The organism is Streptomyces sp. NPDC007896 (assembly GCF_042959425.1).
Lineage (GTDB): Bacteria > Actinomycetota > Actinomycetes > Streptomycetales > Streptomycetaceae > Streptomyces.
The window spans coordinates 195709-211277 of sequence record NZ_JBIBKX010000003.1; the positions used below are offsets into that span (position 1 = coordinate 195709).

At 68.1% G+C, this 15569-nt stretch carries 13 protein-coding genes; 6 read left to right on the forward strand and 7 right to left on the reverse strand.

Annotated elements, in window-relative coordinates; translation table 11 throughout:
- Positions 1 to 75: 75 nt before the first annotated feature.
- Both ACFZDJ_RS12085 and ACFZDJ_RS12090 read right to left on the reverse strand, forming a co-directional pair.
- Positions 76 to 1536 carry an amidohydrolase family protein gene (locus ACFZDJ_RS12085; RefSeq protein WP_391058163.1) on the reverse strand — a complete coding sequence of 487 codons (1461 nt, stop codon included), beginning with the start codon at positions 1534 to 1536 and terminating at the stop codon, positions 76 to 78.
- Positions 1533 to 2777 (reverse strand): CoA transferase, encoded by a 1245-nt coding sequence (locus tag ACFZDJ_RS12090; protein WP_391058166.1) that lies wholly within the window; start codon positions 2775 to 2777, stop codon positions 1533 to 1535. The genes ACFZDJ_RS12085 and ACFZDJ_RS12090 overlap by 4 nt, the downstream gene beginning before the upstream one ends.
- 94 nt (positions 2778 to 2871) lie before the next feature.
- On the opposite strand from ACFZDJ_RS12090, the gene ACFZDJ_RS12095 reads away from it, so the two are divergent.
- Together ACFZDJ_RS12095 and ACFZDJ_RS12100 are read left to right on the forward strand one after the other, a co-directional pair.
- Positions 2872 to 3945: an enoyl-CoA hydratase-related protein gene (locus tag ACFZDJ_RS12095; protein ID WP_391058168.1), complete on the forward strand. Its 1074-nt coding sequence runs from the start codon at positions 2872 to 2874 to the stop codon at positions 3943 to 3945.
- Between the two features lie 277 nt (positions 3946 to 4222).
- Positions 4223 to 4354 carry a hypothetical protein gene (locus ACFZDJ_RS12100; protein WP_391058170.1) on the forward strand — a complete coding sequence of 44 codons (132 nt, stop codon included), beginning with the start codon at positions 4223 to 4225 and terminating at the stop codon, positions 4352 to 4354.
- A 135-nt stretch (positions 4355 to 4489) separates the two neighbouring features.
- Here the strand turns inward: ACFZDJ_RS12100 and ACFZDJ_RS12105 are convergent, their stop codons facing one another.
- A complete protein-coding gene (locus ACFZDJ_RS12105; RefSeq protein ID WP_391059128.1) occupies positions 4490 to 5131 on the reverse strand; it encodes a hypothetical protein in 642 nt (213 codons plus the stop codon).
- A gap of 605 nt (positions 5132 to 5736) precedes the next feature.
- Entirely contained in the window at positions 5737 to 6642 is a 906-nt protein-coding gene (locus ACFZDJ_RS12110; RefSeq protein WP_391058173.1) for a LysR substrate-binding domain-containing protein, read from the reverse strand.
- A 134-nt stretch (positions 6643 to 6776) separates the two neighbouring features.
- Between ACFZDJ_RS12110 and rarD the strand changes: the two genes are divergently transcribed.
- Positions 6777 to 7712 (forward strand): EamA family transporter RarD, encoded by a 936-nt coding sequence (gene rarD / locus ACFZDJ_RS12115; protein WP_391058176.1) that lies wholly within the window; start codon positions 6777 to 6779, stop codon positions 7710 to 7712.
- Positions 7713 to 7814: 102 nt separating this feature from the next.
- On the opposite strand, the gene ACFZDJ_RS12120 is transcribed toward rarD, so the two are convergent.
- From ACFZDJ_RS12120 to ACFZDJ_RS12130, 3 genes are read right to left on the reverse strand one after another with little or no spacing between them, the layout of a single operon-like run.
- Positions 7815 to 7997, reverse strand: a complete 183-nt coding sequence (locus tag ACFZDJ_RS12120) for a hypothetical protein (RefSeq protein ID WP_390931191.1) — start codon at positions 7995 to 7997, stop codon at positions 7815 to 7817.
- On the reverse strand, positions 7994 to 8287 hold the full coding sequence (locus ACFZDJ_RS12125) for a CocE/NonD family hydrolase (RefSeq protein WP_390931865.1): 294 nt from the start codon (positions 8285 to 8287) through the stop codon (positions 7994 to 7996). The genes ACFZDJ_RS12120 and ACFZDJ_RS12125 overlap by 4 nt, the downstream gene beginning before the upstream one ends.
- Before the next feature lie 4 nt (positions 8288 to 8291).
- On the reverse strand, positions 8292 to 9431 hold the full coding sequence (locus ACFZDJ_RS12130) for a site-specific integrase (protein ID WP_391058179.1): 1140 nt from the start codon (positions 9429 to 9431) through the stop codon (positions 8292 to 8294).
- 225 nt (positions 9432 to 9656) lie between these two features.
- On the opposite strand from ACFZDJ_RS12130, the gene ACFZDJ_RS12135 reads away from it, so the two are divergent.
- The 3 genes from ACFZDJ_RS12135 to ACFZDJ_RS12145 all read left to right on the forward strand — a co-directional run bounded on the left by ACFZDJ_RS12135 (position 9657) and on the right by ACFZDJ_RS12145 (position 15569).
- Complete coding sequence (locus ACFZDJ_RS12135) at positions 9657 to 9884, forward strand: helix-turn-helix domain-containing protein (RefSeq protein WP_390931867.1); 228 nt, start codon at positions 9657 to 9659, stop codon at positions 9882 to 9884.
- Between the two features lie 311 nt (positions 9885 to 10195).
- Positions 10196 to 10540 (forward strand): AAA family ATPase, encoded by a 345-nt coding sequence (locus ACFZDJ_RS12140; protein ID WP_390931869.1) that lies wholly within the window; start codon positions 10196 to 10198, stop codon positions 10538 to 10540.
- A gap of 1303 nt (positions 10541 to 11843) precedes the next feature.
- Positions 11844 to 15569 (forward strand): AAA domain-containing protein, encoded by a 3726-nt coding sequence (locus tag ACFZDJ_RS12145; protein ID WP_391058182.1) that lies wholly within the window; start codon positions 11844 to 11846, stop codon positions 15567 to 15569.

Consider the following 15569-nt stretch of genomic DNA (forward strand, 5'->3'; position numbering starts at 1 on the left):
AGGCGGTCACGAGTGGTTCCCCGGCACGCGTCGACGCCGCCCCAGGGGCCGGTGCGGAGCCGGCGACGGCCGAGCTCACCTGATACGGCCGGTTACTGGGCCGGGCGCGCGCACGTTCGCAGAAAGGTCTCCCATAAAGGTCGTCCGGACGAACTCCACCCCGGCAGCAGCGAGTACCTCGGTCCGCCCGGCATGCAGCAGGACCAGATCGGCGACTGCACCGACCCCGACACGTCGGGGCGGTCCGCCGGGATCGTCGAGGGCACTCAGAAACGCGTCGAGGGCGGCGGCCGGGGTGAGGCCCTCCTGCGGGCCGACGACTTGTCCGCCCGGGATCGTGCGTCGTACGGCCGCCGCGATGACGCCCCATGGGTCGAGCGGACCGTAGGGGGCGTCGGAGGACAGGGCCAGCCGTACATCGTGCTCAAGGAGAGACCGGCAGCGATACAGATCCGCGTGCTCCGGGACGGGCACGTCGTGGACGTAGTCGTCGCCCCGGTCGGCGAGGAAGCCGGGCTGGGTCACCACCCGCACTCCCAGAACGGCGATGTCGGCGATCAACTCCCTGGGAACCAGGGCGGCGTGTTCGATGCGGTCACCGGGCAGGGCGCCCGTCTCCCGCAGCGCCACCAGCAGCAGTACGAGCGCCTCTCGGGTCACGACATGCACGGCGACGGCACGGCCGACAGCGTGCGCCGCACGGATGCGCTTGACCAGGTCGTCGAGCGCGGGAAGCCCCGAGTCGGCCAGCACGATCTTGTACGGGCCGACGGCCGGGTGCCCCGGTGAAGAGCCGTCGGCCGCGAAGTCCAGCGGTGCACCCAGCAGGAGAACCCGCTGCGGGAGCAGCCCGCTCCCCATGTCGCCGGTGAGGGCGGCCAGCGCCTCCGGGGCGAGATCGGGCGTGGCGTCGGTCACCGAGGTGATGCCGAAGCGGGCGAGCTCCTCCCCGACGGCGGCAAGGCCTGGCGGCGCGGTGCGCGGGAGCCGACCGCGCAGCCAGTCGTCGGCGCGCCACAACCGGCCGGTCGGTTTCCCGCAGGCGTCCCGCTCGATCCCCGGATGGTCACCGGCATCGAGAGAAACGGCCCTCGAGGCAAGAGAGTTGAGTATCCAGAGGGCGCCGCTGCGATGCTGGACGCGTACGGGACGGTGCGGATGGATGGCGTCCAGTGCGGCGGCGTCGAGATCTCCGGCGACCGTCTCGTGGTAGCCGACGCCGCGGACCCAGCCGTGCGCGGCGGGGGCCGCCGAGGCGAGCGCGGTGGCGAGGCCGTGTCGGTCCCGCACGACGGGCGGGCCGCACCGGACCGAGCGCCGATGCGCGGCGAGAGCGTGCAGGTGGAGATGGTGGTCGGCCAAACCGGGCAGCAACGCGCCACCGCGGCAGTCGACGGTCTCCTCCCCGGAACTGCGGGACAGGTTCGGGGCCACGGCCGCGATGCGTCCGTCCACGACACGTACATCGGCCCGGCGGCCGTCTTCGAGTTCGGCGTCGTGCAAGAGGAGGTTGATGACGCGGCGGAGGCGGCTCATAGCGCGGGGATTCCAAGATCGCGCAGCACCTCGGCGGTGTTCTCGCCCATGCTGGGTGCGTCTCCGGCCGGTTCGCGCCGCCGGGGGGCCGCGACGGGGATCCACCCGCGGTCCGTCTCCACGACCCACCCCGTCGTGGAACGGCGAGCGGCAGCGGCGGGTCGCGGGTCCTGGGCCAGCGTGGCACCGACGACATCGGTCATCGCGATGTCGTGCAAGAAGCCGCTGCCGTCGGCGGGAGCGGAGAGCGCACGCGCGGCGGCCGTGAGCCCGGTGAGCGGATCGGCGATGGCGTCCCCGCAGAAGAGCGGGGTGCCGTCGGGTTCCCGGGCGACGAGTCCGGCGGTGGCCGCGACGTCGTCACCGAACCCGATCCGTCCGCTCGCGCGCCCGGCGGCGGTGAGGGAGACCCAGGTGGTGCCCGCGGCCACTGCGGCCCACGCGTCGAGCCCAAAGCGGGCCAGCGCGCGCGGACGGGACGCCTCGACGACGATGTCGGCCGCAGCCACGAGCGCGGCCAGGGCACGCCGGCCCGACGCGGTATCCGGATCGAGGACGACGGACCGGTGTCCCGCGTGCAACAGCCGATAGAAGTCGGGCTGTCCGCGGCGGGACCCGTCCGGGCGGCTCGGAGTCTCCACCTTGACGATACGAGCGCCGGCCAGCCCGAGCAGGTGACTGCACAACGGCCCGGCCCACAGGGCGCTGAAGTCCACCACGAGCAGGCCGTCCACGGGCCGGGATACCAGGTGCGACGGCGATCGGGCGGGAGGGGCGGTAGCAGGGGACGCGACCGTACCGGCCGCGAGGCCGAGCAGTTCGGCGCGCTCCGCCAGTTCGGCACCGCTGTGGTCCCGCAGCCAGGACGCGACAGCCGGCCAGGGATCGCCGGTCAGCTCTGAGCCGACCAGGGCGCCGAGCAGGGCCGGATCGTCGACGCGGGCGCACGAGACCGCAGCCCAGCCGTCCGCGACGGGAAGCAGCCGGCACGCGCCACCGGGCGAGGTCCGGCCGCGCCGCGAGTGGCCGGTGAACGCGGCCCGCTCGGCAAGCAGCCCGGCGCCGTCGACCCGCACGGGCGAGGGAGTGCAGGCCGTCAGCTCGTAGATCCGTTCGGACAGTTCGCGGGCATACGTGGCCGCGCGTCCGGGAGGCACGAGGGGTGGTCCGTCCGCGCGTCCGGTGAGCGACACGATGCCGCTGGACGCCCAGTCGGCCAAGGGCGAAGGGGGCAGATTCATGACGATGAGCAGTAGGAATCCGACATGACGGTCGACACTAGGCCGACGATACACTCGCGGTCCCGTGCCGTGACCTTGAAGGAGCGTGGCTTCGATGACGTCCGTGCCCTCGATCAGTCCGGCACAGTTGGCGGACGGTGCGGCGCACACTCCTTTGCTGGACGCGAGCGCGCGGGCCATGACCCCCGTGCTGGCAGTCGTCCTCGATGAACCGATCGCTCCCGAGGCAGTCGCCGCAGCAGTCCGCCGTGCCCGGACCTGTGACCGCATCCTCGTCGGGGTCTCTCAGGCGGCTCGGGGCGAACAGCCTCCCGAAGCGGTGGCGCTGGCGAGGGCCCTCGACCTGACGCTCACCAGGCACGAACCGCCGTCGGACGACCGAGCCTTCGTCCCCGCGTCCGACCCCGCCACCGCCCTGACCGAGATCGTGGCCGCCGTGACGGCCAACCCGCAGCCCGCCCTCGTACTGGCCGCCCTCCTGCGCATGACCGAGTCGCTTCCGGTGCGCGATGCCCTGGACGCGGAGTCGCTGGCGTACTCGTCCCTGCTCGGCGGCGCCGGGTTCCGGCGCTGGCTCGGCACGCGGGGTCCGCGTCCGCAGCCGGCGCCCGTGCGCGATCCCGTACTGGTCAGCCGGGAGGGAGACGTACTGGAGGTGGTCCTCAACCGGCCGGAACGGCGCAACGCCTATGACCGGCACATGCGGGACGCCCTGATCGAGGCCCTCACCCTTGCCACCCTCGACGGCACCATCTCCCGCGTGCTGCTCAAGGGCGCTGGTCCCGCGTTCTGCTCGGGCGGTGACCTGGACGAGTTCGGCACGGCACAGGACCCCGTCGTCGCTCACTTCGTCCGCACCCGGGCGGGCGCCGGACGGCTCCTGCACGAACAGCGGGCGCGTGTGGAAGCACGGGTGCATGGCACGTGTGTGGGTTCCGGCATCGAGCTGCCCGCCTTCGCGGGAACGGTCAGGGCCGCGCCCGGTACCACGTTCCGACTCCCGGAGATCGGCATGGGATTGATTCCCGGCGCGGGCGGCACCGTCAGCATTCCGCGCCGGATCGGGCGGTGGCGGGCTCTCCACCTTGCGCTCACCGGTACGGCCCTGGACGCGACGACCGCGCTGTCATGGGGGCTGATCGACGGTCTGGACGCAACGTCCTCATGAGTTCCGGACGGCGCGGGCGAGCCATCCAGCCGTCATCGAGGTCCTGTGCGCCACCCTGACCCCACCATGAGGAGTAAGGAATGCGTGCCACATTTCGATGTAGTTAAAGGTAATGAGGGAATCTCTTGCTTGACGTTGCAAGAGTTGGCTAACTCTCTATGTATCTAATTTCGATGTCGAACTGGGACGGTTCGGAGCACGGATGAAACGCGCACAAACCTGGCCGTGCAGTCGCGGGCGGTGCAGGGAGGCGCCGGACGCGAAAGGACGGGCAGCGATGGGGGAGTTCGGGCCCGTCCGCGCCGATGGAAGCAAGGCCGCCGACCGGCGCCAGGGGCGTTGGATGTCCCTGCGCGTCGTGATGTCCAAGCAGGCAGGCCTTATCGCGGTGATCGTCGCGGCCGCGTGAAACTTCTCGATCCGGGTGGCGGCGTGGTCGGGCATGAGGTCGGCGACGGCCGTGCGGATCGCGCCGCGGCTGACGCCGTGGTCGCGGGCGAGGGCGGCGATCGAGCGGCCCTCCAGGTACGCGGTGCGCACGGCGTCACGGTGGACAGCAGCTCTCCGGTACGCGGGTGGCGAGCGGGCAGGGGTGCAGACCCTCGCCGCCGCCGGCGAACTCCAGCGCGACCTCCAACGGGAGTTGACGTACGACGGCTCCGGGCTGCCGAGGCGAGCGGTGACGCGGTTCGCGTACTCGCGGCCGGCCTTGCGCTGTGCCGGGATCGCCGCGGCGTTGTCGAGCGGCTGGCAGCGGTCGAGGAGTTGGCGGTGTACCGCCGGGACGGTGCTGACGCGGGCCAAGAAGGGCACGGATCAGCTCCGGGTCTTCCTGTCCGGCGCCGGTCGAGGAGGAGCTCGCGCGAGGCGCCGGTGACGGTGTGTAGCCCTGGCCTCGTCGTACGGTCACCCCCTGGTCGAGCACGACGCGCTCGGCGGGCTCCAGGTCGGCAGCAAGGGCGGCCGATGCCCTGCCGTGGCGACCGAGATTGTGCTTGCCGGCGGTGAGCTTCACGGTGGTGTCGGTGTGGCCCCGCATCGCGGAGAACGCGCCGTCGTGGATGCGCAGCGCGACCTGGTCACCGTGGAGGACGTCGAGCACGTCGAGGATGTGGCCGGTGCCGCGCACGAGGCGGAACATCTCGGAGATGTGGACGGTGTCGCCCGGCCGTGCGTAAGTGAGCAGTTTGCGGAACTTCGGCCGCTGGAGGGGGGGAGGCGGCTGGCGGTGCCCGGGTCCTCCTCGAAAACGACCGGGTCTTTGATCCCGGCCTCGTCCAGGACGAGGTTCTGCCGGGCCGTCGACTGCTGGTCGGTCGAGACCCGCTTGTAGACCAGGTTCGCCACCGAGGGCCCCTTCCGTACGGAAAAATGGACCCTATCTGTCGTCAAACCCTGTCAGCAATCACTATCGGATCTGATTGGATTCGCGCCGCCTCGAACCCCCTGGATTGCACGGGTTCATTGGGCGCATCGCCCGCCTGTCATCAAACGATGGCGTTTGCCGACAGGCGGGAACCTTTCGGGTGTCAGCCCGAATGCGGTTCTCCCGTGCGGTCTGCGGGGAGGGCCCTGTCAGTGCCCGTTGCGATGCTCTGCGCATACGATTCAGGTGAGATGAGAGGAGCCTGGCGTGGCTGTCGAACGCGCGGCGCAATGTCCGTGTCCACGAGGCCCGCCCCGAACACCCCGAGGCGATGCTCACCCTCGCGGCCGTCACGCTGATGACCCGCCGCCTCCCCCGGCGGCCCCTCCATCCGACCCGCGACCGAAGTTCAGGCGCCGGCAGGATCAGCTCTGCTGGTGCAGGGCTTCGATGTAGGCGTTGAGCGCTGGTGAGGTTTGGGACTGTTGGCGGATCACGGCGTAGAGCCGTCGGGTCAGGCTGGTACCGACGATGTCGCGAATGGCCAGGCGCGGGTCTGCGGCTGGCAGGGTCAGGTCAGGCAGCAGGGTCACTGCGCCTGCGCTGCGGACGAGTTCGAGCTGGACGTCGGCATCGTTGGATCGGTGTCGGAGGTCGGGGTCAAATCCTCCGTGCGCCCGGCAGATCCCGATGATCATTGCGTGGTGTCCGGTACCGCTGCTTGAGGAAGCCCATACCTCGTGGCGCAGCGAGGAAAGAGCAACGGGCCCGGGGCGGGCGGCGAGTGGATGGCCTGCCGGCAGAACCAGGCGTGTCCCTTCGCGAAGGAGCAGGTGATGGTCCACGCCGTCGGGGCGCGGGCGGGGATAGCCTTCGTACTCGTCGCTGATGACAAGGTCGACGGTTCCCAGGCGCAGCTCGGGCAGGGCCACTTCGAGTTCGAGTTCGGTGATCTCGACCTCGACGAGTGGGTGCGAGCGTGCCACTTCCACCAGCGCGGGGATGAGCAGACGGCGGGCTGCCGATTGCAGGCCCACGGCTCGGATCCTGCCGCGGACTTCCTGGTTCAGGTTCGCCAGTTCGGTTTCGGCGGTTTCGGCGACGTTCAGCAGGACGGCGGCGTGACGGGCGAGCACTTTTCCGGCGTCGGTGAGCCGAACTCCCCGTCCGGCCGGCTCAACCAGGCGGGCACCGACTTCCCGCTCCAGTACTGCCAGCTGCTGGGAGACCGCCGAGGGGCTGTAGCCGATCGCGGCGGCCACGGCGGCGAGGGTCCCCCGCTCGGCGAGTTCGCGAAGCATCCTCAGGCGGCGGAGATCAGACAGAACCATCCACAAATTCTAATGAATCAGCTCCATCATTCATCGCTGGTCCTTACCAGCGAGGTGGGAGACGCTGGAGGTCGCCGCTGGTCGGTCCCAGGGCATCTCACGCTCCCCGCCTCCCGGAAAGTCCCTACGCTCACATGAACGCGCGTACCTCCTCCGTCCCTGCGTCCGGGATTTTGTCCTCGGTCGGAGCGTCGGTCATCTTCGGAATCATTTTCATGATCCCCCCGCACCTTCTGCCGCTGGATCCCGAGCAGATCCTGGGATACCGCATCATCGCGATGGTCGCCTTCTTGGCTGCCTTCTTCTGCGCGGCGCGGATGTGGGACCAGGCCGCGGCGCTAGTCGGCCGTCTGCGCGCAACACCGCATCTGGCCGGCGTCCTGGTCGTGGACGCCGCTCTCCTGGGGCTGCAACTGTGGCTTTTCGGATGGGCGCCCCAGAGCGGGCACGGCCTCGATCTCTCTCTGGGCTATCTCATCCTGCCGCTGGTCATGGTGGTGGTCAGCGTCGCGGTCTACCGCGAGAAGCTCTCCCGCTGGCGGATCGCGGCCGTGCTCTGCGCCGCTGCCGGAGTCACGGCGGCCGTAGTCGTCGCCGGCGGGCTGCGCTGGCCCACCCTGCTCGTCGCACTGGGGCTTCCGCTCTACTTCATCAGCCGACGCGCCTTCGCCTTGGACTCCGCCGCAGCCCAGCTCTTCGAGCTCAGCGCGATGCTCCCCTTCTCGGTCTTCGTCCTGGCGGCCAAGCCGTCGCTCGGCACGGTCACCCACCGCCCACAGCTGATCGCCGGACTTGTCCTGCTTGGGCTTCTCAGTGCCGCCGGATTCGCGCTGTACCTGACCGCCAGCCGTGTCCTGCCGTTCTCCCTGTTCGGAGTGCTCAGCTACGTCGAGCCGGTGCTGCTGGTGCTGGTTTCCCTGACGTTCCTGGGCGAGCCGTGGCAGTCGGCTGACACCTTCGTCTACATCCCGATCTGCGCCGGACTCGTTCTTCTCGCGCTTGAATCGGCAGCAAAAGAACCCGCCGCGCCGAAGCAGCCCGCCCCTCAGGTCGACAGCGCACGCCCGTGACCCAGCGGCTGCGGGCCGAGATCGAGGGTGCCGCGTAACCGCTCGTTCGGGTGACGGCGGGCTGGTCCCGGCCCCTCGAAGCCCACGCGGTCCCGGCCGGGTTCACAGGGGCAGCGTGTGCAAGGCGCGTTGCACCTTCTTCGCGCCCAGCATCGCGCGTGCCATCGCGAACCGGCGTTCTTGTCCTTCGACCTGGACGGCCCAGCCGAACGGGGTCTCCAGGGAGAAGCCGTCCGCGCGGAGGAATTCCAGGGTGAGAGCCGATTCGGAGACGATCGGGATCACGGCCTTGACCTGGGGTGGTACGGCGTCGGCGACGGCCCACTGGACGAAGCCGAGGTAGGGCCGTAAAGGATCATTGACTCGCCGAACCAGGGCTGCTTGATCACCCAGTCGAGGGTGTCGAGGTCGTCCTCGCGCTCGCGCCGTAGCTGGTCGAAGGGGCCGTCGGAGCCTAAGGTGCCGCGGGTGCTCTGGATAAGCACCTGGAAGCCGCGTTCGGCCAGCGGCCGGGCCAGCGAGTTGGCGAGCATGCCCGCCCTGCCGTAGGGGACGCGGATGAGGGCGGTCGGCAGGCCGTCACCGCCTGTCCTGGGGGCTCAGCGGTCGGCCAGCAGAACTGCCCAGTCGCGCATCGGGACGCGCAGGTCGCGTTCGACGGTCAGGTTCCTGGTGAGGGGTGGGGGCAGGTGCAGTATGCGCTGGACGAGGTGGCTGCCGAGGTTCATCGGAGGATAAACGGTTTGTGACGAGCAGGCCCTCGTCTGGCGGCTCGACGTAGCCGCGTGCCCGACGTCGGCGCTCGGCGCCTGACGAGACGGGCTCCGGCTCGGAGAATCGTGACACGTGTTGTGCCAGCCGCTCGATCAGGAAGTGATCCACCGGCAAGGTGGCGTAACTGGCCTTGGTCTTGAGGCGTACGGCTTTGCCGCGCTGCCGTTGCTCTTCGATGTGAAGCAGGTCGTGTCCCCAGGCGACCTGAGGTCGTTTCAGCCCGAAGGCCTCGCCCTGGCGTAGCCCGGCACAGGCTCCGAGCCAGATCAGAACCTCATAGCGGGGCGCTACCTTCTGCATCGCTGCTGCGACTGCTGCGACCTGCCCAGGAGACAGTGCGACCTTGACGCGTGGTGTGACGTCCGGGAGATCGATCCGCGCCACGATGTTGGCAGGGAGTAGGACATCCTCGTCCAGCATGTAGTGCATGAGGATGCGCCAGGTCTTGAAGATCTGGACGACGGTACGGGCCGAGTCGATGCCTTGCTTGTCGAGGAGGTGGTCGACGAAGGCCATGGAATCGGGACGGCGTAGGCTGCTTGCAGGGCGGTGGCCGACGAACGGCAGGATGTGGCTGCGGAGATGGCTTTCGTAGGTGTCGCAGGTATTGGTGTTCTTCTTCCGCTTGCGTCTCCTCTGCATCATCTCGGTTGCGAAGTATTCGACCTGCAGGCTGCCCGGATTATTGTCACGTGACGCCTGCCTTTCGGATTCCATGAGCACCCTGTTCAGGCAGCCGCGGGCTTCCTGCCAGCTGGCAAAGGCCGGCCGCTTCTCCCTTCCTGAGTAGTCGGTGTATCGGGCCTGCCAGCGATGGCCTCGGTCGTGGTCCGCAGACGGGTACAGAGGCTGCTGCGGCGTACCGCATTGGCACGGTGTCTCACCGCGTTCTGGTTTTGGATATCTCTTGTGCCAGCGGTCGAACGGCTCGATTGGCTTGCTCATGTGTCCTGCCCACGAAACTGAGCTGGGTACTGGACCCGTCGCCGACCCTTTCGCCCTGGCCTGGCGACGTGCGCGGCAGCCCTGCTGCTGTCCGCCAGACCGATACTGTCCGCTACAACCAGTAGTTATGCACAGCTGTTCATGGTGCACGCAAAGGTGTGACGGTCGAGTCACGGTGTGCCAGCACGTGAACCGTCACCGGACCCGCGACTCCTGTCCCTGGGTATGCAAATCCGTCGCCTGAGAGAGGGGCGGGGATACAGCCTGGAAGAACTCGCAGAACGCAGCGGGCTGAGCTTTCGTGGCCTCATCTATATCGAGCACGGACAGCGCAGCCCCAGCGTTCTTACGCTCTTGGACATCGCTGCAGGGCTCGATGTAGAACCGGGGAAACTCGTCAATCACATCGCTCAGGAAGAATCCGGTAAATCCGCCCCCGATAGTTCGAGGTGACAATCCGAGGATCGTGAGTCTGTCAGGCGTGCGGGTGGGGTGGTCTGTCGTCGCTGTCTGGCGGTTCGTCCTGAGGCTCGCGCGTATGGCGTGCAGGTGACCGTCGAGGCGCCCAGCCCTTGCCGCACTACCGTGCGTAGGAGGCCGGTTGTGGTGCCGACCGTGGGCACTTCACCCCCCTTCCAGTCTCGCCAGGGTGCTCTGACTGTCGTGCCCTGACACTGGAGGCGGCCGAGGTGATTTGACGTGCCCATTTCTAGCGGTAGGTATGTATTTTGGTAGCGGGCGCAAGTGTTGAGATTGATCGTATGATGCGTCAGAACCGCGTGAGAGTGGGGAACTTGAGGCGGTTGCAACCGCCTGTGTCGTCGAGGGCGCGCGCGAGCCGCAGGCTCTCGGGGGCGTCGTTGTCCCTGGCTTGTCTCCACGCGGAGAACTTCCGGATCTTCGGTTCGACGCCGAGGAACGACGGCGACGCGGACGCCAGCTTGTGTCTGGAGTTCGGTCCCGCCAAGAACGTCCTCGTCGGCGAGAACAGCGGGAAGACGGCCATCATCGATGCGATCCGGCTCTGCCTGCTGACGGCGGCGGGGCCCACGTCGGAACGGACGGACGCGCGAGCACCTTCAAGATCACCTGTGGTTTCAAGGACCTGACGACGGAAGAACAAGCGATCTTCCTGGAACTGCTCACCACCGACGACGAAGGCAACGTAGCCCTACGTCACAGCCAAGGCGGAGCTGATGGATCCGCTGCCTCCCCACCGTGTCTCGGTGACCACGCGCACCGGCCGCGAGCGGCAGGCGCCCGCCCTGGACGTTGATCACTTCCCGCGGCTGGTCCGTCCACGCATCAGCTTGCGCTAGAACCTGCGACGGAAGGCTGTGGCCAGGGTGTCTCCCTCTCTGAGCGTGGGCCTGTGTCGTCTCGTGATGCGCCGTGCTGCGGCCGCTGCTCCATTCATAGCCCGGCAGAACCGAGAGAGAGGCACACCGGACCGTCTTCATGTCCGGAAATGGTTGTGCGCGAGTCCCCCCACATTGCCTGGCGTGCAGCGGCCATGGATCCTGAAAGGCTTGCCACAGTGGCAGGCGTTTGGGGGATGTGATGGCCCGCCCGGCAGTACGAGATGGCAGCGATCCCAAAGCCGTCCGCGACACTCGCGTATTGATCGACTGTCTGCAGGAGCTGGTGCGGGGCGCCATCTCCAAGACCATCCGCGACTGTGCCAAGTACCCGGAGACGGTGTGGCTCGCGGACGCTCCCGATGGGACCGTGCGCCGTGCTGCGGACGCTGATCCTCGCATCATGGTGGTCAAGCACCGCCCGCCCCAAGAGGCACCGCGGCTGCCGGCGATCCTGCATGGCAGGGTCTCCGCCGAGGCCGCCGCCACCGCCGGACCGCAACCTCCCGGCCTGATCGACACCACACCGAATGACCGTCAAATGGCCGACGACCAGGCGGTTGTGGAGGAGAGCCAGTTGGCACTGGAGAGCGGCAGCTCCGAGGAACTCAAGGCGTACGAGACGTGGGCCGGCAAGTGGATGCGATGGTCGCAAGAAGAGCTGGCGGCCGAGCCGCAGCGGCGACTGCACCAGCAGCTGTACCGGATGGCCAAGAAGATCGAGCAGGACAGCGACAGCTTCGAAGTAGTCCTGGCCGTAGGTCTCTTGCAACTCGGAGCCCAGCGTCCCTCGGCCCGGGTCCGCAGGCACATCGTGACAACACCGGTGACCCTCACCGTTGAACCGGCATCGATCAACGTGACCGTTTCTCTGGTGCCGGAGCACCCCGGCCGTCTGGAAGACACCGACTTCCTCAGCGAGTCCGACGGCTACACGTCGGAGCTGCTGGGGGTCGTACGCTCCGCTGTCGAGGACGTCCCCTTCCACCCGCTGTCGGACCGGGCGGCCCAGGCCGTGCGCTCGTGGGCGCAGCGGGCTTTCGGAGTCGACCGCGTGCTCCCGTTCGACCCCACCGGCCAGCACCCCGACCGCACCGCTGAACCCCAGACGCGGTCACTGCATCTCGCGCCCGCGCTCATCCTGCGTGAACACAGTCGGCGCTCCGTCCTTGGCTTCTACGAGAGCATCGCCCGGGCGCTGAAACGTCCCGGAGCACAGGCTCCTCTGGGACTGGCGCAACTGCTGTATGACCTTGAACCGGAGCACCGGACGGCCTGGGGGAGCAGGAATGGCTCCGTGCCGCCGGCACTGGGACCGGATCCGCTGTTCCCGATGATCACCAACGCTGCCCAGCGCGATGTCTTGGACCGGCTGCAGCGCGACACCAGTGTCGTGGTCCAGGGCCCGCCGGGCACCGGAAAGACTCACACCATCGGCAATCTGATCGCCGCGCTCCTCGCGGACGGCAAGCGAGTACTGGTCACCAGCGCGAAGAGTCAGGCTCTGAATGTGCTGCGTGACCAGCTGCCGTCCAAGCTGCGCAGCATGTGCGTGATCCAAGGCGATCAGTGGCAGGGCGGTAACTCCGATCTGAGCCAGTCGCTGGGAGCCTTGGCGCACCTGAACGCGACAACGAACCTTGCTCGGCTCCAACAGCGCATCGACGACCAACAGACGCAGCGGCACCAGCTCATGGCGGAGCAGGCCAAACTCCAAGACCGCCTGCGTCAGGTACGTGAGGTCGAGTGGTACGAGCACCCCGAGATCGCGCCGGGCTACCGAGGGCGGCTCGACGACATCGTGCAGGCAGTGGAACAGGGCGCAGCCGAATGCCAGTGGCTGCCGCCCCTGGATGTCCAGGCCCCACAGGTCCCGCCCCTGACCACGGACGAAGCTGAGCGACTGTGGCTGCTCGTCACCCAGCACGGTCCCGGACTCCTCGACGCCCGCATCCAGTACTGCCCGGACCCTGCCACGCTGCCGGACTCGATGGAGGTTTCCCGCTGCATCACGGAACTTCAAGGAGCCGAGGAAGCCGTCGGCCGCGAGCCGGTCACACCGCTGGCGCAGGAACTGGCGGACCACGGTGACGCGCGGCTCATTGTGCTGGAAGCGCTCCTCGACCGAGCTCAGCAGGCCCTGCAGAGGGTAGGGCTGTCCGCGGACCCCACCTCCTGGCAGGCGGATACCTGGTCCACGCGCGCGCTGCAGGACGGCATTGCCCAGCGATGGCAGCAACTGTGGGACAGCATCCGAAACGCCTCACAGCGTGCACAGCAGACCCACGACGAGATAGCCGCTGCCTCCTTCCCGGAAGTAGAGATCCCCCGCCTCTCCGAAAGCGAGGAGAAGGAACTCCTGATCGCGGGCCGCAATCTGGAGCAACACGTCCTGCGCACCGGAAAACTGAACACGCGATGGCCCCGGCCGGCCGTCGTCAAGCAAGCCCGATTCCTCCTCGAACAGTGCCGGGTGGAAGGCATGGCGCCGGCCGGCCGAGAGCACATCACCGCGGTCGTACGGCAACTGGAGATGCGTGCCCACGCCCGGACCCTGCGCGGCCGGTGGACCGGCGTCGGATCGGCCGTCGGACAGGACACCGCCGAACTGATGACGTCCGAGCTCCTGGACAGGGCCGTCATCCTGCAAGCCATCGACACCTGCGTGGAGGTCATCCGCCAGGTCCACGCAACCCTGCTGGCCGACGGGATCCAGACACCGGTCACCACTGCCGAGCAGTGGCGCGACATCCGCCAGGCCACGGCCCAGGCCCGTCAACTCCTGCACATCAGGACCGCAACACAACGCTTCGAAGAGCTTCTCAAGAGCCTTCCGCCGCCCCACCCGCATGGCGTCGACGAGCTGCAGCGCGCGGCGGATGCCGCAGCGGCCCGTGATGCGCAGGCCTACGCACAGGCGGTGGATGCACTGGCTGCGGCATACCAGCGTGAGGCAGACCGGCGCGAGACCGGGAAACTCTTCGAGTGCCTTGCCGAGGCCCACCCCGAACTCGCCAAGGACTTCGCCGGCGATCCCCTCGCACCGCACTGGCGCTCCCGGTTCGCCGTGCTGCCCCAGGCCTGGGCCTGGCGGCAGGCGCAGGACTTCCTCGACACCCACCTGCTCCAGGGACGCGAAGAGCAGCTCGAAGGCGAACTGACCCAGATCCAAAACCGGCTGCACGACCTGGTGGAACAGCTGGTCTGCGACCGCGCAGCACTCCATTGCGTCAGCCGCATGACCACCAAGCACAAACAGGCCCTGGCTGCGTACGCCAGCGCTGTGGCTAACGCAGGCCAGGGAACCACCGAGTACGGCAGACGCCACCAGCGTCATGCGCGCTCAGCCATGCAGACAGCGCAAGGAGCGGTACCGGCGTGGATCATGCCGCTGAACCAGGTAGCGGAAACGATCAGTCCAGAGCCGGACTCCTTCGACGTCGTCATCGTCGATGAAGCAAGCCAAGTGGGCCTGGACGGCCTGCTGTTGCTCTGGCTCGCACCCCGCATCATCGTCGTCGGCGACGACCGGCAGTGCGCCCCGTTCTACAGCGGCAGCAAGCATGACCGGATCACCCAGATCTTCGACGAGCGCATGGCTGGCCTCGAACCCTGGCAGCGCGAAGGCTTCGACCCCAAGTCCAACCTGTACGAACTGCTGCAGTCCCGCTTCACCGAAGTGATCCGTCTCACCGAGCACTTCCGGTGCATGCCGGAGATCATCAAATGGTCCTCCATGCAGTTCTATCCCGACAATCAGCTGGTCCTGCTGCGCCAGCACGGCTCCGATCGCCTACCGCCGCTGAAGGTCGTCCATGTGCCCGAAGGGCACTGCGAAGGGCGCCGGGACAAACTCATCAACCGGCCGGAGGCGGAGGCCGTCGTCAACGAACTGCAGCGCCTCACTCAGGACCCTGCCTACGCAGATCGCAGTATCGGCGTGATCATCCTGCGCCACGGCGACCAGACACGACTGGTACAGGACCTCGTCGACCAGCGCATCGACGTGTCGGCCCGCGAACGCCACAGCATCCTCGTCGGCACACCCGAGCAGTTCCAGGGAGACCAGCGCGACGTCATCCTCCTGTCGATGGTCGTCGACGGAGCCAACGTCATCGCCGCGACCGGCCGGAACCATGAACGACGCTTCAACGTGGCCGCCAGCCGGGCCCGCGACCAGATGTGGCTCTTCCATTCCTTGACCATCGACCAGCTCAGCAGCAAAGACCTGAGGCGCTCCCTGCTCACCTACATGGTGAGCCCACCCCCGCCCTACACACACCCCCACCAGCCCGCCCACGTCAGTGCAGACCGACACTGCGAGCCCTTCGACTCGCTCTTCGAGCAGCGTGTCTTCCTGCGCATCAAGGAACGCGGCTACGACGTGGTGCCCCAGTGGGAAGTCAACGGAAAACGCATCGACCTCGTGGTCACCGGAGGCCACGGACGCCTCGCAGTGGAGTGCGACGGAAGCCCTCACCACTCCACCCCGAAGCAGATCCACGACGACGCCGAGCGCGAGCGGGAGCTTCGCCGCGCCGGCTGGACGTTCTGGCGCATTCGCAGCAGCGCCTTCGCCCTCTCACCCGACGAGGCCTTGGAACCTCTGTGGGAACGCCTGACCGAGCTGGGCATCCATCCCCGAACGGTCCGCGAGTCATCCATCGATGACGCGCCGACCGACATGCCCTGGACTCCGGTCGGCCTGGCCGAGGCCGAACCCGACGAAGACGCGGACCCCTACGACGGCGAGCCGGACGAAGACAGCGAGGAACACTGA